General features: G+C 70.3%; 18 protein-coding genes and 1 pseudogene. 6 read left to right on the top strand and 13 right to left on the bottom strand.

All coding sequences use genetic code 11. From position 1 onward, the window contains the following. Positions 1-20 precede the first annotated feature (20 nt). From fabG to ADL25_RS26395, 8 genes are all read right to left on the bottom strand, one after another. Positions 21-806, bottom strand: a complete 786-nt coding sequence (fabG, locus tag ADL25_RS26430; RefSeq protein ID WP_059130317.1) for a 3-oxoacyl-ACP reductase FabG — start codon at positions 804-806, stop codon at positions 21-23. A 250-nt stretch (positions 807-1,056) separates the two neighbouring features. Then, the gene (locus ADL25_RS26425; protein ID WP_059130316.1) at positions 1,057-1,326 is read right to left on the bottom strand and encodes an acyl carrier protein; all 270 of its coding nucleotides are present in this window, start codon (positions 1,324-1,326) and stop codon (positions 1,057-1,059) included. A 184-nt stretch (positions 1,327-1,510) separates the two neighbouring features. Next, complete coding sequence (locus tag ADL25_RS26420) at positions 1,511-2,737, bottom strand: ketosynthase chain-length factor (RefSeq protein WP_059130315.1); 1,227 nt, start codon at positions 2,735-2,737, stop codon at positions 1,511-1,513. Beyond that, positions 2,734-4,014 carry a beta-ketoacyl-[acyl-carrier-protein] synthase family protein gene (locus ADL25_RS26415; RefSeq protein ID WP_059130314.1) on the bottom strand — a complete coding sequence of 427 codons (1,281 nt, stop codon included), beginning with the start codon at positions 4,012-4,014 and terminating at the stop codon, positions 2,734-2,736. The genes ADL25_RS26420 and ADL25_RS26415 overlap by 4 nt, the downstream gene beginning before the upstream one ends. Further along, positions 4,011-4,337: a TcmI family type II polyketide cyclase gene (locus tag ADL25_RS26410; RefSeq protein WP_059130313.1), complete on the bottom strand. Its 327-nt coding sequence runs from the start codon at positions 4,335-4,337 to the stop codon at positions 4,011-4,013. The genes ADL25_RS26415 and ADL25_RS26410 overlap by 4 nt, the downstream gene beginning before the upstream one ends. 13 nt (positions 4,338-4,350) lie before the next feature. Next, positions 4,351-5,838: an FAD-dependent monooxygenase gene (locus ADL25_RS26405; protein ID WP_059130312.1), complete on the bottom strand. Its 1,488-nt coding sequence runs from the start codon at positions 5,836-5,838 to the stop codon at positions 4,351-4,353. A 318-nt stretch (positions 5,839-6,156) separates the two neighbouring features. After that, positions 6,157-7,008 (bottom strand): hypothetical protein, encoded by an 852-nt coding sequence (locus ADL25_RS26400; protein WP_059130311.1) that lies wholly within the window; start codon positions 7,006-7,008, stop codon positions 6,157-6,159. 129 nt (positions 7,009-7,137) lie between these two features. Next, complete coding sequence (locus ADL25_RS26395; protein ID WP_059130310.1) at positions 7,138-7,875, bottom strand: TetR/AcrR family transcriptional regulator; 738 nt, start codon at positions 7,873-7,875, stop codon at positions 7,138-7,140. Positions 7,876-7,994: 119 nt separating this feature from the next. Here ADL25_RS26395 and ADL25_RS26390 point away from each other — a divergent pair, with 119 nt between their 5' ends. The 4 genes from ADL25_RS26390 to ADL25_RS50745 all read left to right on the top strand — a co-directional run bounded on the left by ADL25_RS26390 (position 7,995) and on the right by ADL25_RS50745 (position 12,507). Continuing rightward, the gene (locus ADL25_RS26390) at positions 7,995-8,594 is read left to right on the top strand and encodes an NADPH-dependent FMN reductase (protein WP_059130309.1); all 600 of its coding nucleotides are present in this window, start codon (positions 7,995-7,997) and stop codon (positions 8,592-8,594) included. Between the two features lie 30 nt (positions 8,595-8,624). Further along, the gene (locus tag ADL25_RS26385; RefSeq protein WP_063805752.1) at positions 8,625-10,205 is read left to right on the top strand and encodes an MDR family MFS transporter; all 1,581 of its coding nucleotides are present in this window, start codon (positions 8,625-8,627) and stop codon (positions 10,203-10,205) included. 105 nt (positions 10,206-10,310) lie between these two features. Continuing rightward, a complete protein-coding gene (locus tag ADL25_RS26380; protein WP_059130308.1) occupies positions 10,311-11,429 on the top strand; it encodes an NADH:flavin oxidoreductase in 1,119 nt (372 codons plus the stop codon). A 628-nt stretch (positions 11,430-12,057) separates the two neighbouring features. Continuing rightward, positions 12,058-12,507, top strand: a complete 450-nt coding sequence (locus ADL25_RS50745; protein WP_234381049.1) for a TNT domain-containing protein — start codon at positions 12,058-12,060, stop codon at positions 12,505-12,507. Positions 12,508-12,594: 87 nt separating this feature from the next. Here ADL25_RS50745 and ADL25_RS26370 read toward each other — a convergent pair whose 3' ends face one another. The 3 genes from ADL25_RS26370 to ADL25_RS26360 form a co-directional block, all read right to left on the bottom strand. Beyond that, the gene (locus ADL25_RS26370) at positions 12,595-14,199 is read right to left on the bottom strand and encodes an MFS transporter (RefSeq protein WP_059130307.1); all 1,605 of its coding nucleotides are present in this window, start codon (positions 14,197-14,199) and stop codon (positions 12,595-12,597) included. A gap of 251 nt (positions 14,200-14,450) precedes the next feature. Beyond that, positions 14,451-16,235, bottom strand: a complete 1,785-nt coding sequence (locus ADL25_RS26365) for an L-lactate permease (RefSeq protein ID WP_059130306.1) — start codon at positions 16,233-16,235, stop codon at positions 14,451-14,453. Between the two features lie 587 nt (positions 16,236-16,822). Beyond that, on the bottom strand, positions 16,823-17,428 hold the full coding sequence (locus ADL25_RS26360; protein WP_059130305.1) for a TetR/AcrR family transcriptional regulator: 606 nt from the start codon (positions 17,426-17,428) through the stop codon (positions 16,823-16,825). A gap of 69 nt (positions 17,429-17,497) precedes the next feature. On the opposite strand from ADL25_RS26360, the pseudogene ADL25_RS26355 reads away from it, so the two are divergent. Then, positions 17,498-17,860: pseudogene (locus ADL25_RS26355) on the top strand (class I SAM-dependent DNA methyltransferase); the annotation flags it as partial. Positions 17,861-18,224: 364 nt separating this feature from the next. On the opposite strand, the gene ADL25_RS26350 reads toward ADL25_RS26355, so the two are convergent. Next, positions 18,225-19,109, bottom strand: a complete 885-nt coding sequence (locus ADL25_RS26350; RefSeq protein WP_059130347.1) for an endonuclease/exonuclease/phosphatase family protein — start codon at positions 19,107-19,109, stop codon at positions 18,225-18,227. A gap of 262 nt (positions 19,110-19,371) precedes the next feature. Then, positions 19,372-20,091 (bottom strand): GntR family transcriptional regulator, encoded by a 720-nt coding sequence (locus ADL25_RS49140; protein WP_059130304.1) that lies wholly within the window; start codon positions 20,089-20,091, stop codon positions 19,372-19,374. A gap of 130 nt (positions 20,092-20,221) precedes the next feature. On the opposite strand from ADL25_RS49140, the gene ADL25_RS26340 reads away from it, so the two are divergent. Beyond that, positions 20,222-21,136, top strand: a complete 915-nt coding sequence (locus ADL25_RS26340; protein WP_059130303.1) for an isocitrate lyase/PEP mutase family protein — start codon at positions 20,222-20,224, stop codon at positions 21,134-21,136. Positions 21,137-21,371 lie beyond the last annotated feature (235 nt).

Below are 21,371 nucleotides of genomic sequence, written 5' to 3'. Positions count from 1 at the left end.
CGAAAGTGCTGGGCGAGGTCTCAGAAGTTGCCCAGGCCGCCGCAGACGTTCAGCGCCTGGGAGGTGATGGAGGCGGCGCTGTCGGAGGCCAGATAGCCGACCAGGCCCGCGACCTCCTCGGGGGTCGAGTAGCGGCCGAGTGGGATCTTCGCCTGGAACTTCTCGAGGATCGCGTCCTCTGTGGTGTCGTAGGCGGCCGCGTAGCCCTGGCGCACGCGCTGCGCCATCGGGGTCTCGACGTAGCCCGGGCAGACCGCGTTGACGGTGATGCCGGTGGGCGCCAGCTCGTTGCCGAGCGCCTTGGTGAAGCCGACGACACCGTGCTTGGACGCCGAGTAGGGGGCGCCGAGCACCACACCCTGCTTGCCCGCGGTGGAGGCGATGTTGATGATCCGGCCGCGGTCCTTCCCGCGCATGCCGCCCGTGGTGAGCACTTCGCGTGTCATCAGGAAGACGCTGTTGAGGTTCGTGTCGATGACGTCGTACCAGAGGTCGTCGGTGATGTCGGCGGTGATTCCGCCGCCCGACCGGCCGGCGTTGTTGACCAGCACGTCGATCGTGCCGAAGCGGTCGACCGCCTGTCGCACGAACCGCCCCACGTCGTCCCGGGAGCGGACGTCGCACGGGGCGCCGTCGACCTCCAGCCCCTCGTCGAGCAGCTCCTTGACCGTCCGGGTCACGCCGTCCTCGGTGCGGGCGCACAGGAACACCCGGTGGCCCCGGCCGGCCAGCAGCCTGGTCACCTCCAGGCCGATACCGCTGGTCGCACCCGTGACAACGGCGACCTTCGGGCTCTGCTGCGTCATGTCTGTCCTACCTTCTTCTCGGGCTTGATCGGTCATTCGTAAGATCGATGGGCCCAGGGGCTCTGGGTATGGCTGTCATGTCTCCTGGATGTGTCGGTGGGCGGCTGACAGGCCGCTGCCGCCGGGCCCGACGGGCGCACGGCGGCAGCGGGGGGAGGGGAGTGAGGGGAGGGGGGAAGCGCGCCGCCGGTTCCCGCCGGAGGCATCGACGGTGGCCGGCGGGAACCGGCGGGCGCCGTCCGGGCCGGGCTCAGCCGACCTCGGCGGGCACCAGCAGAGCGTTGACGGCCTCGATGAGCGCACGCGGTGTCCTGGCCTCGGTCAGCGTGTCGTCGTCCAGGGTGACGCGGAACTCGCGCTCGATCCGGCTGCCGGTCTCCAGCATGGCCAGGGACTCGTAGCCCAGCGACTCGAAGTCGGTGTCGGTGATGTCGCCGTCGAGGTCGACACCTTCGTCCGCGCCGGCTCCCTCGCGCAGGATCCGCTTGAGGTCGTCGAGGGTGAACTCGTGGGCGGGCATGGTTGCTGTCCTTTCGTCGCTGTTGTGGGGAGGCGGTCACGCCCGGCCCTGCGCATGCCGTCGTGAGCCTGCGGGCCGGGGCCCGCGCAGGCCGGTGCGATGCTCCGCCCCGTGAGGGCGCGGCAACGGCGTGACCGGCCGGTGACCGTCCGCAGGACTCGGGGCGGCACGGCCCGTGGAGCGCCTACTCCACGGCTCGCACCACGGTCGCGGAGTTGAATCCGCCGTGGCCCCGGGCGATCACCAGGGCGGACCGCACCGGGGCGGTCCGTTCGTGGCCGACGACCAGGTCGAGGGCGTGGCCGGGTGAGGGGGTGATGCCGATGGACGGCGGGATCACGCCGTCCCGCATGGCGAGGAACGCCGCCGCCAGATCCAGGGGCGCGGCTCCCGAGTAGAGCCGCCCGGTCATCGTCTTGGGCACCGTGACCGGCACCGTCCGCTCGCCGAACACCCCGTTGATCGCCTCGGCCTCGATCCGGTCAAGCTCCAAGATCGCCGCCCCGTCGGCGAACACCACGTCGATGTCACGGGGCAGTGTCCCGGCGTCGGCGAGCGCCAGCTCCACCGCCTTGCGCAGGCCGGGCGGACGCCCGCTGCCGGGACGGGGGTCGAGCGTGGCGCCGTACCCGGCGATCTCGCCGTAGATCTGATCGGCGCTCCGGGCCCGCGCCTGCTCCAACTCCTCCAGGACGAGCAGGGCGCCGCCCTCGCCCGGCACATGTCCGTGCGCGGATCCGTCGAAGGGAAGGTAGGCGCGCTCCGGGTCGTGGGTGGTGCTCAGCCGGTTGCTCGCCATCTGCGCGACCCAGCCCCACGGGCAGATCGAGGCGTCGACGGCGCCCGACATCACCAACCGGGTGCCCTTGCGGATCTGCCGCCGTGCCTGGGCGACGGCGTCGAGCCCGCCCGCCTGGTCGCTGACCACCACGCCGCTCGGGCCGCGCATGCCGTTGCGGATGGAGATCTGGCCGCTGTTGACCGCGTAGAACCAGGCGAAGGACTGGTACGCACTGACGTACCGGCCGCCCTTGCTCCACAGAGCCTGAAGCTCTCGCTGGCCGAACTCGAAGCCGCCCGAGGAGCTCGCCGTGATCACACCCATCTCGAACTCGGGCAGCTCCGAGGGGCGCACGGCGGCGTCCCGGAACGCCCAGTCGGCGGCCACCAGGGCCAGTTGGGTCATCCGGTCGGTCTGCGGCAGGAGTCGGCCGGGCAGATGCTCCTCCGCGGTGAACCCGTCGATCTCCCCCGCCAGTCGGGCCGGGTAACGGTCGGGCACGAAGCGCGAGATCCGTCCGATGCCGCTGGTCCCCTTGCGGGTCGCGGCCCAGTAGGCCTCCGCGCCCAGGCCGTTGGGCGCGACCACGCCCAGCCCGGTGACGACGACCCGGACACCTGACTCGCTCATGCGTCCCTCCGATCGGGACGGGCGAGCACCATGGCGCTCTGGAACCCGCCGAAGCCACTGCCCACCGAGAGCACCACGTCCGTTCGCCAGTCCCGGGCGGTGAGCGGCACATAGTCGAGGTCGCATTCGGGGTCCGCCGTGTGCAGGTTGGCGGTGGGGGGCACGACGCCGTGCTCCATCGCCAGCGCGCTGGCCGCGATCTCGATCGAACCGATGGCGCCGAGCGAGTGGCCGACCATCGACTTGATGGAGCTGACGGGCACGCCGTAGGCGTGCTCGCCGAGGCTGCGCTTGAACGCGGCGGTCTCGTGCCGGTCGTTCTGTTTGGTACCCGAGCCGTGCGCGTTGACGTAGTCGACGGCCTCGGGTCCGAGGCGGGCCTCGTCCAGGGCGATCCTGATGGCCTCCGCCATCTCGCGTCCGTCCGGGCGCAGGCCCGTCATATGGAAGGCGTTGCTGCGCGTGGCGTACCCGGCGACCTCCGCGTACACATGGGCGCCGCGCCTGCGTGCGCTGCTCAGTTCCTCCAGCACGAACACGGCTGAGCCCTCACCCAGCACAAAGCCGTTGCGGGTCCCGTCGAAGGGGCGCGAGGCGTGCTCCGGGTCGTCGTTGCGCGGGGTGGTCGCCTTGATCGCGTCGAAGCAGGCCACGGTGATGGGCGAGATCGGTGCGTCCGCCGCCCCGGCCACCATGACGTCGGCCGATCCCTCCCGGATCAGTTCGGTGGCGTAGCCCACGGCGTCCAGACCGGAGGTGCAGCCGGTGGACACCACGGTGGTCGGTCCCTCGGCGCCCACCGCCCAGGCCACCTCGGCGGCGAAGGAGCTGGGTACGAGGTAGTTGTAGAGGTGGGGGACCGCGTACTCGTGGTCGACGAGGTCGAGCCGGCCGCTGTCGCTGACGGTGCGGTACTCCTGGTCGAGCCCCATCGTCGCGCCGACGGCGCTGCCGATGGTCACGCCGGTGCGGTGCGGATCGAGGGAGTGGAGATCCAGGCCGCTGTCCTCGACCGCCTCCCGCGCGGTGACCACCGCGAACTGCGCGGCCCGGTCCATCCGGCGTATCTCCTGGGCGCCCAGGCCCAGCAGTTCGGCGTCGAAGTCAACCTCGGCGGCGATCTGCGAGCGGAACGGGGAGGCATCGAAGAAGCTGATGCGCCGGGTGGCGGTACGGCCGTCGGACAGCAGGCTCCAGAAGTTCTTGACGCCCACCCCGCCGGGTGCGGTGACCCCGATCCCGGTGATCACGACCCGCCTGGCGTGCGGGCCGCTCACCGTGCGCTCCAGTGGTAGAAGCGCTGGGCCATCGCGTCGGCGGGGGAGCGCCAGGTTGCGGGGTCGTAGGCGGTGATGAACGGCTTGAGGTCCTCGCTGATGCCGATGAACCGGGGGTCCGTCTTCGCGGCCTCGATCCGCTCGCCGCCGTCCTCGGTCTCGAAGTCCTGCAGATGGAAGTAGAGGCCGCGGTACCTGAAGAGCTGCCGACGCCGGGTGCCCATCAGATGCGGCATCTCCGTGCCGTCGAACTCGCCGAAAAGCCCCGCCACTTCGTCTGCGGTGTGGGGTTCCATCCGGGCCACGATCAGGGTGCTGTGCATGTGTCTCTCCTTGTCAGGACTGCTGGATCCGGGACGGACCGAACCAGCGCTCCAGTGCCATGGGCAGGTCGTGATGGCTGCCGGGCGCCGCCCAGGCCACGTGCCCGTCGGGCCGCACCAGTACCGCCGAGGTGTCCGCGAGCGGGCTGCCGGCCGGCACGCCGTGGGGCTCGGCGGTGACGAGGTCGACGCGGTGCGACCATCCGGCCGCGCGGTCGCGCAGGACGGCGTTGTCCTCCAGGTCGAGGAGCATGCCCCGTCCCGCGCGCAGCAGTTCGGTGCTGCTGGTCTTGCGCCGATCGCCCACCAGCTCCAGGTGCGGCATGCGCAGTCCCAGCAGGGGATGCCGGCCCGGGCCGACGTCGTAGCGGATCTCCAGGCCGCTCACCATCCCGGCGAGGTGGCGGCTGACCTCCTCGTAGTGGATGAGCTCCTTCAGCACGTCGCGCAGCGGCTGGATCTCGTCTCCGGTGAGGAAGAGCAGGCCCTGGGCCTTGGTGTTCATCATCAGCCGCTCGCCGACCGGGTGCCGCTCACCGTGGTAGGTGTCCAGCAGGGCCTCGGGTGCGGTGCCGAGGACCACCGAGGCCAGCTTCCAGCCGAGGTTCACGGCGTCCTGGATGCCGGTGTTCATGCCCTGGCCGCCGGCCGGCAGATGGATGTGCGCGGCGTCCCCGGCGAGCAGCACCCGGCCCCGCCGGTACTCGGTGGCGAGCCGGGTCGCGTCGCCGAACGCACTGACCCACTCGTGCTCGGCGTGTGAGATGTCGATGCCGGTGATTCGCTGCCAGGCCGCCGCCACCTCCGCGTACGAGGGCGGCTCGGTGCGGCGTCGGGGCGGGGTGCCGTGCTCGCAGACGATGATGCGGGTGACGCCGCGGTCGCCGAGCGGGCCGCTCATGACCATGCCGCCGGAGTACGTCTCACCGATCAGCCGCGGTGCGAGGTCCACGCCCTTGATGTCCGCCAGATACATCTCCATGGTCGCGGCGGTGCCCGGGAAGTCGAAGCCGGCGGCCTTGCGCACGGTGCTGCGGCCGCCGTCGCACCCGACGAGGTAGTGGGCGGCCAGCCGGCCCTCCTCGCCCCCGGGACCGCGCACCACGACCTCGATGTGGTCGCCGTGGTCGTGCAGCGCGATCAGATCACGGTCGCGCCGGATGTCGGCGCCGAGCTCGCGGGCCCACTCCTCGAGCATCGTCTCGGTGTCCGACTGGGGGACGGTCTTGGCGGCCTGGTGGATGCTGTCGAGGACGCCGAAGTCGACCGGCAGGCCTCCGAAGTGCCCGGCGTTGCTGGTACCCATGTCGCCGAGGCGGTGCAGGAGTCCGCGCTGGTCGAAGACCTCCATCGTGCGGGTGGTGAAACCCAGCCCGCGGGACTCGCCGGTGCGCTCCCGGAGCCGGTCCAGCACGATGACATCGACTCCCGCGAGCCGCAGTTCCCCGGCGAGCATGAGTCCGGTGGGACCTGCGCCGGCGACGATGACGGAAGCGTCCATGGATGTGTCCTCCGGGGCGTCGGAATGGGGATACGACGAGGCGGCGCACCGGAAGGGACTTCGGTGCGCCGCCTCTGACGGGTCGTGATATTCGTCCGTGGCCGATGTGTGCCGGATGAATCGGCACAGTGCTGCGGAAGCTAATGAAGAGCTTCTTCGGAATCACGGCCGATGTCAATGCAGATATGACAGTTCGACAACAAGCTTGTGTCAAACCCCTGTCAAGTTGAATTCCTTGGGCAACAAAGAAAAGCCCTGCCAGGTGAATCACCCCTGGCAGAGCTTCTTTTTTTCCGTTTGTTTTGCGGCCCGCGTCGCTCAGGTGCGGACGCCGAGCGACGCGTGGATGTCCTGCTCGTGGTAGTACGTCCGGCCGCCCTGGGCGCGCCGACGCCACCGGTCCTCACTGGCGCGGCGGTACACACTGCCCGGCGCGATGCCCCACAGCAGGGCGATGTCCCGGGCGGTCATCCAGCGGACCGCGGGCTCCCTTCGCTCCTCCGACCTTCCGCCCCGCCGCAGCCACTCCTGACCGGACCACCGGTGCTCGGGATCGGCGTCGCAGCCGACCTCCACCGTGCCCGCGGCGGAGCCGGGCCGCACCGCCGCCAGCAGGACGCCCCGGCACCCCGGCACCACGCAGTCGCCGACCGGGACACGGCGCCGGGGAGCGGGATCGATCACCTGACGGGCCCGGTGCACACACTTGCTGACCTCGTCGGACAGTTCGCCGGCGGCCGGGTGCGAGGCGAGCCAGTCGAGGTGCACGAGCAGAAGTGCGGCGAGCTGGGGCGGGGTGTCGCGCGGAGCGCCGACACGGCGTTCCGCGATCACCAGCGCGGCCCAGGACCGCAGCAGCCCGACGATCGCCGAACGTGCGTCGGCAGCCGCCGTGTTGAAGGGCATGCCCGGCAGCGGGCCGCCGGAGGTGCGATCGCGCGGCCGGTCGGTGCCGGTGAGCAGCCGGCCGCACTCGTCGTGCAGCCGCGGCAGCCGCTGAAGATCACGGGTGAGCCGGAGCCGGCAGTTCGGGCAGAGCCGGCTGCCGGCGGCGGCGAGATCGCGGGCCCGGCCCGCCGTCCCGTCGCGCCCGCACGCGGCACCCTCGCACTCCCTCGGTTCGGTCGTCCCAGGTGCTGTCTTCGTGGTGTCCGTGAATCCTTTGGTCATTTCCCCCACCGCCTCGAAGTACGGCGAACCTATTTCGGGGATTCCGGCACGGACAAGTGAAGGCTCGCTACATGTAATTCCTCTGTAGCGAGCCTTCTGTTTTTCTGAGTGACCTGTTCGGGATGTGTCTCAGACCGCAAGACGGGTCGCGATGCCGTCCAGGACGCAGTCCAGACCCGTCTCGAACTGCCACTGCAGATCGTCCTTGCGGTCTGCCTCCCCGATGTAGCGCGCGTACATCGGGAAGCGGCCGGTGCTCATGAGCCAGGTCATCTGCGAGGCGAGTCCCGTACGGGCCTCCTCGCGGCTGGACCAGCCGCGCACCCGCAGCAGTTGGGTCAGCCCGATCTCCGAGTCGACGGCGCCGTGCACATACGCGGTGACGGTGCTGTAGACCGCCATCGCGGTGTCGGCGTCGAGTCCGAGGCCGTCGAGCGCGGCGAGCGCGGCCTCCGGTACGGCCAACTGGTGCGGGGTGGGCGCGCACCAGGTCGCGCGGGTCACCCATGAGTGCCGCAGCAGGACCTCTCTGATGCGCAGGGCGAGGGTGCGCATGGTCGTGCGCCAGCCGTCGGTGCCGTCCGGCAGGTCCAGCTCGCCGTAGACGAAGTCGACCATCAGCTCCAGGAGTTCGTCCTTGCCCGTGACATAGCGGTACGCGGCCATGGGGGCGACGCCGAGCTCGGTGGCGAGCCGCCGCATGGTGACCGCGTCGAGGCCCTCGGCGTCGGCGATGCCGACCGCGGTTCTGGCGATCCGCTGGGGGGTGAGGGTGGTGCGGGGGGCCGGCGTGGGGCGTTCGAGGCGTTCCCACACGGAGACGTGGTCCCTGTCCTCGGTCTCTACCTGTCTCTCCTGGGAGGCCATCGCATGCGTTCCTTCCGCCGAACAGTGCTGTGTACAGCGTATCAGTAGTAGACAACGTACACGTTGATGTGTACGTTGTACGTCGAGGATACGGCGTACACAACTGGAGGTGCTTTCCCATGGCCGACGCGACCGGTACCCCCCTGCGGACCGCGGTGATCATCGGCAGTACGCGGGACGGGCGGTTCGGCCCGGTCGTCGCCGACTGGATCACCGGGCACATCGGCGAGCGCGAGGACATGACGGCCGACGTGGTCGACCTCGTCGAGACCCCGCTGCCCACCGTCTTCCCTGCCTTCGGCCAGGCCCCCTCCGAGGAGGTCGTGGTCCAACTCGGTGCGGTGACACCGCGACTGGCCGAGGCCGACGCCTTCGTGATCGTCACCCCGGAGTACAACCACAGCTTCCCGGCGGCGCTGAAGAACGCCCTCGACTGGCACAACGAGCAGTGGCACGCCAAGCCGGTCGGTTTTGTGTCCTACGGCGGCCTCGCGGGCGGCCTGCGCGCGGTCGAGCATCTCCGGGTCGTCCTCGCGGAACTGCACGCGGTGACCATCCGCAACACCGTCAGTTTCCACAACTACGGCGAGATCTTCGGCGCCGACGGCAGGCCGACCGATCCCGGCTGCGAGGTCGCGGCCAAGGCCATGCTCGACCAGCTCACCTGGTGGGCGCACGCCCTGCGCGAGGCCAGGAGCCTTCGCCCGTACGCCGTCTGACGTCCCGCCACTTCTGCCCTGGGGGAAGCCATGAACGACCCCGCGACACCCACTTCCGCAGCCGACCGGCCCGCACTGCCCCGGCTGGGCGTCTTCGGGCTGATGCTCGGCATCTTCCTGGCGACTCTCGACGGGCAGATCGTCAGCACCGCGCTCCCCACGATCGTGGGCGACCTCGGCGGACTCGACCACTTCTCCTGGTCGGTGACGGCGTATCTGCTCACCATGGCCGCCTCCACACCCATCTGGGGCAAGCTCGGTGACCTCTACGGCCGCAAGGGCGCCTACACCAACTCCGTGGTGCTCTTCCTGATCGGCACGGTGCTGTGCGGCCTGGCCCAGAGCATGGGCCAGCTCATCGCCTTCCGGGCCGTCCAAGGCCTCGGCGCGGGCGGACTGATGGTCGGGGCGCTGTCGGTGATCGGCGTGCTGGTACCGCCGCAGGAGCGTGGCCGTATCCAGTCGATGGTGGGGGTCATGCTGCCGGTCGCCTTCGTAGGCGGGCCGCTGCTCGGCGGATTCATCACCGACTACCTGGACTGGCGCTGGACGTTCTACGTCAACGTGCCCATCGGCATCGTCGCGCTGCTGGCCGTCGGCAAGGGCGTACGGCTGCCCGCCCAGCGGGTCACGGGGCGGGTGGACTACCTGGGCGCGGCGCTGCTCACCAGCGGCATCCTGGCACTCACCCTGCTCGCGAGCTGGGCCGGCACCACCTACGCCTGGACGTCCTGGCAGATCGCCGCGCTCGCCGTCGTGGTCGTGCTCAGCCTCGCCTGGTTCGTGCGCGTCGAACTGCGCGCCACCGAACCGATCACACCGCCCCGGTTGTTCACCAGCAGGGAGTTCACCCTCGCACAGGTGCTCAGCCTGCTGGTCGGCGCCGTGCTCGTCTCCGTCATCAACTACCTTCCGCAGTACATGCAGTTCGTCCAGGGCGCCTCGCCCACGGTCAGCGGCATGCTGATCCTGCCGCTGATGCTCGGCATGCTCACCGCCCAGCTCACCACCGGACGGCTCATGGACCGCGGGGGACTGGACCGCATCGTCCCGCTCACCGGCGGCACCGTCACCGTGGCCGGTGCGATGCTGCTGCTCCTGCTCGGCGCGGACACCCCGCTCGTCGCCGCCTCGGCCCTGACCCTGGTCGTCGGGGCAGGCGTCGGCATCCTGATGCAGAGCACCCTGCTCACCACCATGAACAGCGCCGCCCCGCGCGACATGGGCGCCGCCACCGGCACCGTCACCCTGGTGCGCACCATCGGCGGCTCTCTCGGTGTCGCCGTCCTCGGTGCCGTGCACAGCAGCCGCATGGCGGACGTCCTGGCCGAACAGCTGGGCACCGACACGGAGAAGCGGCTGACCGCCGGCGGCGGACTGACCCCGGCCCTGCTGAAGGACATGCCCGCCCGCGTGCGCCACACCGTGGAGGACGCGGTCAGCAGCGGACTCCACGGTGTCGTGGTCGGCGCGGCCGTCCTGTCGGTGATCGCGTTCGGCACGGCGTGGTTCATCCGCGCGACCCCGGAACCAGACCCGGCGGCCGCTGCGACGGCCGCCCCGGGAAGCGCACCGGACAAGGACTCCGTCCGCACTCCGCACGTGGACTGAGCGCGGCCCGGCCGCACCCAGGCACCACCTCCCATCCAAGCCGCCGACCGTACGGTGTCATCCCCCGTCGCCGTGCGGTCGGCTCCCAATCGAAGGCGAAGACTGATGTCCGCGAATCCGGTCGAGCGTGCCAGGGACGTCCTGGTCCGTCCCTTCTCCCTGGGTGGTCTCACCCTGCCCAACCGTGTCGTGATGGCTCCGATGACGCGCGAGTTCTCCCCCGGCGGGGTGCCGGGCGAGGACGTGGCGCGGTACTACGCCCGGCGGGCCGCCGGCGGCGTCGGCCTGATCCTCACCGAGGGCACCTACATCGGTCATGACTCGGCGGGCACCAGCGCCCGGGTACCGCACTTCCACGGCGACGAGGCGCTGGCCGGCTGGTCCGCGGTGGCCGAGGCGGTCCACCGGGAGGGCGGTCGGATCATGCCGCAGCTGTGGCATGTCGGCATGGACCGCACCGCCGGCAATCCGCCCGTGCCGGGGGCCCCGGCGATCGGTCCCTCCGGTATCGCCCTGGACGGCACGCGCTCGGGCCACTCGATGACCCAGGCCGACATCGACAACGTGGTCGCCGCCTATGCGACGGCCGCGGCTGCGGCCGAGGCACTCGGCTTCGACGGTGTGGAGATCCACGGCGGCCACGGTTATCTGGTCGACCAGTTCCTGTGGGCCCACACCAACCGGCGCACCGACGGCTACGGCGGTGATGCCGCCCGCCGTACCCGGTTCGCGGCCGAGATCGTGGCCGCCTGCCGCTCGGCCGTGTCGGCGGAGTTCCCGATCTCGTTCCGGTTCTCCCAGTGGAAGGTGAACCACTACCCGGCCCGGATCGCCGAGACGCCGCAGGAACTGGAGACCATCCTCGGCCTGCTGGCCGAGGCTGGCGCCGACATCTTCCACTGCTCCACGCGGCGCTTCCACCTCCCCGAGTTCGAGGGCTCCGACCTCAACCTCGCGGGCTGGGCGAAGAAGGTGTCGGGGAAGCCCGCCATCAGCGTGGGCTCGGTGGGTCTGAGCAATGAGTTCCTCCAGGTGTTCCAGGGGGAGCAGGCAAGCGTCACCGACATCGTGGAGCTGCTCGACCGCATGGAGCGCGAGGAGTTCGACCTCGTCGCGGTCGGACGTGCCCTTCTCGGCGACCCGGAGTGGCTGATGAAGGTCCTCGCCGGACGTACCGAGGAACTGAACCCCTTCCACGTGGGACTCGTGGGCAGCCTCCATTGATCACCGCGGCCGCCCGCCCGACGGCGGGCCACTGATTCCCGTCGCTCCGGAGACGGCGCCGGAGCGACGGGGCACGCGGGCAAGCACGGAACGAGCGGTCCTGTGGCCGCCGTGGTCCGCGGCGTCCGCGGTGAGGCGCGGGTAGGCGGCGCGCTCGGTGGCGGCAGACGTTCACGCATCCGGTATCACCAGGGACCTCGGCCTCAGGGTCGGGTTCCTCGCGCTTTCGCGGGGGCTCCGGTACGGGCAGCGATGCGGCGGGCTCACCATGACGTCCGCGGCGCAGCGGTACCCAGGGGCCGATCCCGGTGCGTCCACGATGAGTTCGCTGCTCGGCTGTTCGAGGTCTTTCCTTGCGCCGTTCAGGGGGCCCGCCGGGGCGATCTCGGCCCACCTTCGATCGGCGCGCATTGACTGCCCCCAGCCGCGCGGCAGGGATCCGTTTGTCGCAGCCCTCTTCGCGGTCAACCGTCATGCCCGCGTATGCGGTGCCGGCCGGCACCGCAAGAGAAGGGACCATCGGTCGGCCAGTACGACAATTGCTCCGCCGACGGGGCTGCAGAACTACTACCACAACGACTGGCGGCTCGGGCCCGGCCAGCTGCGCCGGACCGGGCCGATCGGAAGGATGCTTCGGGGCTGCCACCCGGAGGACAGCACATCGCAGTACTGGTTCCTGGGCTGCTACTGGCAGACGAACCAGCAGAACCAGTTCGGTTGGTGGTACCCGGACAACAACGGGTTCGTGCTCCGCAACGGTCGTCCGGTCCAGTCGACGAGGACGCTCAGGGTGGGGCAGCTGGTCGACCTCTTCGGCAGAGGTACCGGCAACTTCCTTGCGTCCGCGGGCACGCCCTACGCGAAGCGCGCGCTCCCGCCGACCAACCTTGACGAGTACGACCCGGCCGCTCCCGCGTACAACTACCACCTCTACCGCATCAAGGCGTTCACCGTGCAGGCCGGGCCCATCAGGCCCTGGTTCGGCCAGCCGGGGCTCGGCGAGCAGTACGTGACGGGTGTCACCATCCCCACCCTGATCGCCACGCAGAACCTGGAAGAGATGGTCCCGAGGGGATAGAACCCTCTTGACCGGTGCCTGGGGCGCGCCACTCGCGCCCCGGCCCTGATCGAGACCTCCGGCCGTGCCCCGGCCCCTGGTCCGAGGTCAGCCGCCGGCCGTCGCCGACCCGGCCGGGAGCAGGTGCCGCAGTTGCGGCTCGGTGCGCGACAGGGACCGCACCCGCTCCAGGACCTCCTGGTCGAAGCCGGTGGTCCGTTCATGATGCTGCCTCAGGTGCTCGTCCCAGCTGGGCACCTCGCAGACCTCGTACACCTTCACCGGGTCCGCCGCGTCCTGGTACAACCGCCAGCGGGTCGCTCCCGTTCGGCGGCGGGAGCGGGACAGCCGCTGGGCCGCCGGGAGGAACTCGGACAGTTCCTCGGGGTCCACCTCGTACACGACCTCCACCAGCACGGGGCCCGTGTCGCCGACGGTGTCGAAGACCAGGGCAGGCTCCGGCCAGTGGGCGGAGACGGTTCGGTCGAGCGTGCCGGTGTCGGGCAGTAGCGGGAGCAGCGGCATGCTCACCGCTCCGGCCACCAGCAGCAAGCCGGCCAGCACCAGTGCCCCTTGGGCGCCCAGCGGCCGCGCGACGAACCCCCAGAGCAGCGAGCCGACGCCCTGACCGCCGAGGAAGACGATCAGATAGACCGCGAGCGCGCGGGCCCGGACCCAGGCGGGGAGCGTCAGCTGCATGGAGGTGTTGAGCGTCGACAGGGTGACCAGCCACCCCAATCCCGTCACGACGGACACCGCGGTGACGACGAGCAGGCTGGTGGAGTAAGCCGTGACCAGAACGCCGGCGCCGTAGAGCAGGCCCGAGGACAAAAGAAGTTGATTGACTGTCAGTTTTTTGCGCAGCCGGCCCATACCCAGCGCCCCGGCCACCGCGCCCGCCCCGAATGCGGCGAGCAGCAGGCCGTAGCCGCCGGAGCCCTGGTGCAGATGCCCGCTGGCGATCACGGGCAGCAGGGCCCACAGGACGCTGGCAGGCAGGACGAACAGGGCAGCCCGCCACAGGATCCGGCGCACGCCCGGGGCGTGGCGCACATAGCGGCCCCCTGCGTGCAGGGCGGCGACGACCGCCTCGGGCGCGGCGCGCTCCTCCCAGCTCCGGCGCCAGCGCAGCAGCGCCAGGATCACGGCGGTGAACGACACCGCGTTGATGCCGAACAGCACCCAGGTGGAGGTGAAGGTGAGCAGCAGGCCCGCGAGGGCCGGGCCGACCGCGCGCGCCACGTTGACGCTGAGGCTCCCCAGAGCGGCCGCGGCCGGGATCTGCTCCCTGGGTACCAGCTCGGGCTGGATCGCCTGCCACGCAGGATTGCCGACGGCCTGCCCGCAACCGAGCAGGAAGGTGAAGGCGATGAGGACGCTGGGAGTGGTCCGTCCGGTGGCGGTGAGCAACGTCAGCAGCGCGGCGAGTACCGTCATCGCGCTCTGCACGCCGATGAGCAGCCGACGCCTATCCAGGACGTCGGCGAGCACGCCCGCGGGGAGCGACACGAACATCACCGGCAGCAGGCTCGCCGCCTCCACGAGCGAGACCCAGGTGGCGGCGCCCGGGCGGTGAACCAGCATCCACTGTGCTCCCACCGCCTGCATCCAGCCGCCGACGGCCGAGCCCAACTGGGCGGCCCAGAGCATGCGGTAGGTCGGATCTCCCAGAGGCCCACCACCGACACGGGTGCGTTGCCGGATCGCGCTCACCGCCCCATCCAACCACCTCGCTTTCGCCTCGCCGGCCGAACTGCCGGCTCGTCGGGGCCCTGGACCCCCTGCACGCCGAACCTCGCGCGGCTCATGGTCCGCAGGAACGGAAGGGTTCGCACACTCCGGGTGGTCCTCCCCGTCCCGCCGAGGTGAGCTTCCACCGTCGGCGGGACGACCGGTCGGCCACGCACCATGACCTCACGCCAGTGGCGTTGCCGTACTGACAGGGCCTCGGACGGACGCCTTCGTCAGGGGGTGCTCGCCGGTGTGTCCACGACCATCCAGTCGAGCACCGGGGTGCTCTGCAGATAGACCAGCACGCACATGAAGAGCATGAAGACCACGCTCCACACGATGACCCGGCGGAAGAGGATCCCTTCGCGGCCCTCGAAGCCGACCGCGGCCGCGGCGATGGCGAGGTTCTGCGGCGAGATCATCTTGCCGAGCACACCGCCCGAGGAGTTGGCCGCGGCCATGAGGGTCGGCGACAGGCCGGCCTGGTGGGCGGCGGTGATCTGGAGGGCGCCGAAGAGGGAGTTGGACGAGGTGTCGGATCCGGTGACGGCAACGCCCAGCCAGCCGAGGATCGGTGAGAGGAAGGCGAAGGCGCCGCCGGCCCCGGCCACCCACAGACCCAGCGTGGTGGTCTGGCCGGACTCGTTCATGATGTAGCCGAGCCCCAGCACCAGCATGACGGTGAGCACCGCGAACTTCAGCTGGTCCAGGGTGCGTCCGTAGGCGCGCAGGGCGCGGCGCGGCCCGACCTGGATGAGCACCATGCTGATCAGTCCGGCTATCAGCAGCAGACTCCCGGCCGCCGAAAGGTAGTTGAGCTTGAAGGTGGTGGCGACCGGGTCGCCGTTCGCCTTGAGGATGTGCAGCCCGGGCCAGTTGACGATGTGCGTCACCGACTCCAGGCCGGTACCGGTCGCGCCGACGCCGGTCGGCGGCTTTCCGGTGATCGCCGGAACCCGGGTGGCCAGTACGAACACCACGATGATGGCCAGGTAGGGCGCATACGCCTTGAAGACGTCCAGCGGCGAGTCGTGTATGTCGCGGTCGGCGTCCGCGCGGGCCCGGGTCAGCACCTGGCTGTCCGCGGACTCGTCGCGGCCCGGGGCCGGTTCGCCCCCGGGGGTGTGCGGCCTGCTGGAGCCGGCGTCGCCGCCTTCGAGTCCTTCGTCCTCGTCGCTCTCCTGGTACGTCTCCTCGGCGTGCCACAGACGGGTGAACACCAGGACCGCCAGCGCGGAGGCGAGCGCGGCGACGATGTCGGCGAGCGGCACGGACCAGAAGTTCGAGGACAGGTACTGGAACACCGCGAAGGACACGCCGCAGACCACCGCCGGCGGCCAGGTCTGCCGCAGCCCCCTGCGGCCGTCCACGATGAACACCAGAGCCAGCGGCACGAACAGCGCCAGGATCGGGGTCTGCCGGCCGACCATAGCGCCGAGGTCGTCCACGGGCAGGCCGGTGACGCCGGCCAGTGTGGTGATCGGCACGGCGATCGCGCCGAACGCCACGGGTGCGGTGTTGGCGACCAGGGCGACGGTGGCCGCCTTGAGCGGCTTGAAGCCCAGGGCGATCAGCATGACCGCGCTGATCGCGACGGGGGTGCCGAAACCGGCCAGCGCCTCCATGAGGGCACCGAAGGAGAAGGCGATGATGATCGCCTGCACCCGCTGGTCGTCGCTGATGGACGCGAACGACCGGCGCAGTACGTCGAAGTGACCGGTCTCCACGGTCAGGTTGTAGATCCAGATCGCGTTGATGACGATCCACATGATCGGGAAGAAGCCGAACGCGGCGCCCAGCAGGCCGCTGTTGAGCGCGTCGGCAACCGGCATCGAGTACACGGCGACCGCGAGCACCACGGCGACGACGAGGGAGATCAACGAGGCGAGCCACGCCTTCATCCGCACCACGCCGAGCAGGACGAAGAGGACCAGCAGCGGAAGGATCGCGACGATGGACGACAGCCCGAGCGAATCGCCCACCGGACTGTAGTCCTGCTGATAGTTGGCGAGGAACATGTAGCACCCTTTTCTACGACGCCGGAGATGAGGGGGCCGCGCCACGGATCGGCACCGTGGTGGTCGGGGGGGATGGCGTACATGACGACGTCGCCGGGAACGCGGGCGCGCCCTTGGGCAACTGTCGTGCGAGGACGCTGCGGACGGCGGCATCGAGCACCTGCACGGTGGGGGCGAGGGGCATTCTTCGCACATGCGGGCGGACGTGGTCGCGACCTGTATCCAGCACCCGGGGGCGGCGGTCAGTCCCCGACGTGCCCCGGGAGCAGTTGGCCGGCATCGCCTTGGTCCTGCGTTCACCGGGACCGCGGGCCCCGTGACGCAACAGGTGGCACGTTCCGGCGCTCGCTCCCGCGCGGACGCGGGATCTGATGCGGTGTCCCATGCGGGTACTCCGAGTTGGCGACGAGGTCGATTCCACTACTCGGTAGACACCAACCGAATGGTGGAAGAATGCAGTGGTGCCGGAGCTGTGTCAAGGGTCACACGTGACCTGGGTACAGCCGCACTCCCGCCAGAACAAGGGGTGTGCGGGAATGCGTCCGCCGCCGGGGGCCGTCGCCCTGAAACGGAGGAGGTCGCAGACGTTACCGCGCGGGTCGCCGGTGTACGGCGTCGGCGACGACGGACGTCACGAACCTGTGGACGGCCCCGGTGGCCGGCGGGCCGGGTTCGCGGTCCGTGAACAGCAGATGCCCGCCGCCGACCAGGGAAAGGGTGAGTGAGTCGATGTCGGCGTCTGCTGCGATGCGGCCCAGATCGCGCTCGTCCGCAAGGTAGGCGGAGACGGCGGTCGTGGCCTGGGCGAGGATCGCGATGCCGCCGCCGGGCATGGCGTGCCGCAGCCGCTCGCGCAGCTGGTCCCGGAAGGTGACGAGAGGGATGATCGCCATCGGGATCGGTCCGAACAGGGTCGTCAGCGCGCCGGTGAGGTTGTCGACGACCGTCCCGGTGCCGGCGGACTCCCGCAGCGCAACTGCCTGCGACTCGAGCTGCGCGGCCCGGTCGAGTACGAGATCGGTGAGGAAGGCGTCGAAGTCCGCGAAGTGACGGTGCAGGACTCCCTTGGCGCAGCCCGCCTCGTCGGTGACGGCCCGGCTGGTCAGCGCGTTCGGACCGTCCCGCAGCAGGACGCGTTCGGCGGCGTCGAACAGCTGCTGCCGCGCGTCTCGAAGATGCACCCCGGTCGGCACTTGCCGTCCTCTCGTGTCGGCCCGCCCGCGGCCATGGCCCAGTGGGCATGCGCCCACTAAGGTGGGCGCATGCCCACTCTACCGCGAGAACAGCCCGAACCCTCCTCGCCGGAGCCGTACAAGGTCCGGCGGATGGCCGAGTCGTTCGGCGTGGACACGCAACGCTACGACCGGGCCAGGCCCGGCTATCCGGAGGCGCTGGTGGCACGGATCGTCGCCGCCGGCCCTGCGCCCGACGTGCTCGACGTCGGCTGCGGCACCGGCATCGCGGCTCGTCAGTTCCAGGCGGCAGGGTGCGCCGTACTCGGTGTCGAGCCCGATGTGCGGATGGCGGGGTTCGCGCGAGCGCGTGGGCTGCAGGTCGAGGTCGCGGCCTTCGAGACATGGCAGCCGGCGGGCCGGACGTACGACGCCGTCGTAGCCGCCCAAAACCGCCCCAGTACGGCCTAGCGCCATACCGGACGCAGGGGACCACAGCACGGCTCGGCCGTGCTCTGCCTGCAAGCCCGGTCCTTCAGGACCGGGTAGTTGATCATGAACTACACCACCCTGGCGGTGACCGCCGTACGCGCCACCTCTTGAGTCGGCCGGCGCCATCGCCGCCGGCCGAGGAATCGGCGATGCCTGCCTGCGATGGTCCGGGGCGGAGGCACGGTCGAGAACCGCCGTCCCGCCGTCCCGGCATCGTCCGATGGGCGCGGCCGGATCTGCGCCCACCGGACGACGACGTTCGGCATACGCACCCCGACGGACCCAGTTCCAACAGGTGTCGGAGTGCACTCCGGACCGGCGAAGGTCAGATACCGCGCCGGTGGAGCAGCAGGTCGGCGACCACCGGCCGGTGGTCCGAGGCCGCGGTCTCCTCCTCGCGGGTGCCGGTCACGGTGACCTCGGGGGAGACCGATACGACATCGATGCGCTTGACCGGGGTGATCGCCGGGTACGTCTTTCCGCCCTGCGGGGCGGCGTCGGCGAGGGGTCCCCACAGCTTCGCCAACTCGGGGGCGCCGGGCTCGGCGTTGAAGTCACCGACGAGGACCTTCGGCCCGAAGTCCTGGGCGAGGATGCCCGACATGTCGTCGACCTGGGTCCGTCGGACGGTCGGGTCGGCGCGATAGTCCAGGTGCGTCGAGTAGACGTGCACATCGGTCCCGCGAACCCGGAGCGTCACCTCCGCGAAGCCCGGGGCAGGGGCCGGCACCGGGTTGGGGTCCTGGGTGGACAGCCGTGTGATCTCGTGGTTCTCCGCGCGCACGATCGGGTGGCGGCTCAGGATCGCGACACCGTACTGGCGCCGCTCCGTGTGCCCCGGTGCGGGAGGCAGGTCGTAGATCGGGGCGAAGAAGACACGCATGTGCAGGCGTGCCGCCAACTCATGCGCTTCGTCGGTGAAGTTGCTCCGTGCGTCCCAGTGCACGTCGACCTCCTGGAGGCCGATCACATCGGCATGGAGGGCCCGGACGGCGTCGGCGGTGCGGTCGAGGTCGAAGACGTTGTCCTCGCCGGCCCCCGCGTGGATGTTGTACGTGGCCACCCGCAGCGGCACACTCCGGGTCGCCTGCTCGGCAGCGGTCGACGGGCGGGCCGTGGCCACGCCGGGTGTTGTCGCACCGAACGCCACGAAGGCGAGAACGCCGGCGGCCAGTGACCGGTAAACAGACAATCGATTCGCGCGTTTCACCCAGTGCTCCAGATGCTCGACGGACTGATGACATGCTGCGGGCGGGGGAGACGGGACGACCGCCGACCGCCGAGGAGACATCTCCCGGGTGCCGCGCACATCCGTACCCGCCTGTTCGGCCCGGGCGATCATCGCGGGATCGGGTGACGGGGTTGCGCCACACACTCAAAAAAATAGTGCTGACCCTGTGTCCGACGGCGAACGAACTCCCCTGCGTCCGCCCGTCCCGGGCAGCGGGCGATGGACTTCTCGGTACGTCGCGTCAGGCGAAGTCACTGTCGGGAAGCTGCAGAATGCTGCTGCCCGTATGACGAAGGTGCGTCCGCATGATGTTCTCGGCCTGCTCGGCATCTCCGGCGAGGATCGCCTCCGCCAGTGACTGGTGTTCGGAGACGGAGAAGCCGCGCATGCCCGTACGGTCGTGGGCCGCGGCCGAGCGGAACTGGACCCGGAAGGTCTGCAACTGCAGCTGGTCGACGAGTTCCAGCAGCCGGGTGTGGCCGCTCATCTCGACGACGGTCCGGTGAAAGCGCAGGTTCTCGTCGATGTACTGCGGCATCTCTGCGGTGCGCGCCGTCTCCTGCACGGCATCCAGGGCCGCGAGCAGACGGTCACGATGGCCCGGCGTGTTGATGTGCAGAGCGGCGAGCCGGGCCGCCAGGCCTTCCAGAACCTCTCGCAATTCGTACAACTGTTCGACTTCGGTACGGGTGAGGCGGCGGACGGACGCCCCGCGATGGGGTGCGATGGTGACGAGCCCGTCGCTGCTGAGTCGTGACAGTGCCTCGCGCAGAGTGTTGCGGCCGATGCCGAGTTCCCGCATCAGGTCGGCCTCGACCAGGCGCTGCCCCGGAGCGAAGCGCCCGTCGCGTACCCCGGAACGCACCGTGGCGACCACCCGGTCGACGGCCGACGGCCTGCCGTCCGGCGGGTGTGTGCCCATGGTGCGCCGGCCACCCCCGTGCGCCCCGCTGCCCGTCACGGTGATCCTCCTGGATGTGTTGGGCGGTACGACTCGCCTCTCGTTCGGCCTCGCTCATGCTTCGCTGGATTGTCCTACAATCTCGTCCTACATTGGAACTGTAGCTCCCGTCGATCCTGGAGTGAGCGATATGACCAGTTCCCCGACACGCGAGCGCGGCGCGCAGTCCGGCGCACGCCGCCTGCGTGAGCTGTTGGCGGCGGGCGATCTGGTGACCGCCCCCGGCATCTACGACGGACTGACCGCCGCCCTCGTCGAGCGGCGTGGTTTCCGGGCCGCCTATGTGAGCGGAGCGTCGGCGTCCGTGTCCCTGCTGGGGGAGCCGGACCTGGGCCTGATGACCGCGAGCGAGATGGCAGCGCACGTCGCGAGGCTGCGGGCGGCGACGTCGCTGCCGCTGATCGTGGACATCGACACCGGATACGGCAACGAACTGAACGTGCGGCGGACCATCGAGACCTACTGTCGCCTCGGAGTCGCCGCCGTCCATATCGAGGACCAGGTGTCCCCCAAGAGGTGCGGGCATCTGGACGGCAAGGCGGTCGTGCCCGTCGAAGAGGCGGTGTCGAAGGTGCGGGCGGCGGTCGCGGCCCGTGGGGACGACGAGATGATCATCATCGCCCGGACCGACGCCCGTGCGCCGCTCGGGCTGCGGGACGCCATCGACCGGGCGAACGCCTACGTGGACGCCGGCGCCGACATGATCTTCCTTGAAGCACCCCGGAGCAGGGACGAGCTCGAAGAGGTGGCGCAGAAGGTGCGGGCACCGCTGGTGGCCAACGTGATCGCGCGGTCCAGGACGCCGGTTCTCTCGGCCTCGGATCTCGGGCGCCTGGGCTTCCGCCTCGCGATCTACCCCCTGCTGTCCGCCGCTGCCGCCGCGGCCGCTGTCGACGCCGCCCTGTCGACCCTCGCCGAAAGCGGACTGCCCCCGACGGACGCCCACGGTCCCGCGGAACTGTTCGGCATCGTCGGCCTCGACGGCTGGCTGGAGTGGTCGCAGGAGTACACGGGGTCCACCGCGGCCGGATCCGCGACGGATTGACCGTCCGGACGACGCGCATCGAGTGGAGTTCGTACACGACGGTGCTTTCGTTCATGCCTTTGCGGTGAGCCGCCGAGTCGCTGTCTATCATCGACCACGAAAGGCACGGCGTTCTCGCGATCAATGGGACAAGGGACGGTCCGTTGAACGGACAGCGGAAAGGGCGGGGAGACGCGGCCACCGGCCGGGCGATATGACAGGACTGCACCTGGACATATCAGTAGCGCACCGACGC

The organism is Streptomyces sp. NRRL F-5122, from assembly GCF_001507435.1.
Lineage (GTDB): Bacteria > Actinomycetota > Actinomycetes > Streptomycetales > Streptomycetaceae > Streptomyces > Streptomyces lannensis.
The sequence above is the reverse complement of the archived record's forward strand: the minus strand, read 5'-3'. Positions and strand labels throughout refer to the sequence as shown.

Excerpts from the sequence above, each read along its gene's own strand:
- ADL25_RS26410 (WP_059130313.1), bottom strand. The coding sequence starts at position 4,337 with ATGCACAGCACCCTGATCGTGGCCCGGATGGAACCCCACACCGCAGAC.
- ADL25_RS26425 (WP_059130316.1), bottom strand. The coding sequence starts at position 1,326 with ATGCCCGCCCACGAGTTCACCCTCGACGACCTCAAGCGGATCCTGCGC.
- ADL25_RS26395 (WP_059130310.1), bottom strand. The coding sequence starts at position 7,875 with ATGGCCTCCCAGGAGAGACAGGTAGAGACCGAGGACAGGGACCACGTC.
- ADL25_RS26380 (WP_059130308.1), top strand. The coding sequence starts at position 10,311 with ATGTCCGCGAATCCGGTCGAGCGTGCCAGGGACGTCCTGGTCCGTCCC.
- ADL25_RS50745 (WP_234381049.1), top strand. The coding sequence starts at position 12,058 with ATGCTTCGGGGCTGCCACCCGGAGGACAGCACATCGCAGTACTGGTTC.
- ADL25_RS26405 (WP_059130312.1), bottom strand. The coding sequence starts at position 5,838 with ATGGACGCTTCCGTCATCGTCGCCGGCGCAGGTCCCACCGGACTCATG.
- ADL25_RS26390 (WP_059130309.1), top strand. The coding sequence starts at position 7,995 with ATGGCCGACGCGACCGGTACCCCCCTGCGGACCGCGGTGATCATCGGC.
- ADL25_RS26340 (WP_059130303.1), top strand. The coding sequence starts at position 20,222 with ATGACCAGTTCCCCGACACGCGAGCGCGGCGCGCAGTCCGGCGCACGC.
- ADL25_RS26420 (WP_059130315.1), bottom strand. The coding sequence starts at position 2,737 with ATGAGCGAGTCAGGTGTCCGGGTCGTCGTCACCGGGCTGGGCGTGGTC.
- ADL25_RS26400 (WP_059130311.1), bottom strand. The coding sequence starts at position 7,008 with ATGACCAAAGGATTCACGGACACCACGAAGACAGCACCTGGGACGACC.
- ADL25_RS26385 (WP_063805752.1), top strand. The coding sequence starts at position 8,625 with ATGAACGACCCCGCGACACCCACTTCCGCAGCCGACCGGCCCGCACTG.
- fabG (WP_059130317.1), bottom strand. The coding sequence starts at position 806 with ATGACGCAGCAGAGCCCGAAGGTCGCCGTTGTCACGGGTGCGACCAGC.
- ADL25_RS26365 (WP_059130306.1), bottom strand. The coding sequence starts at position 16,235 with ATGTTCCTCGCCAACTATCAGCAGGACTACAGTCCGGTGGGCGATTCG.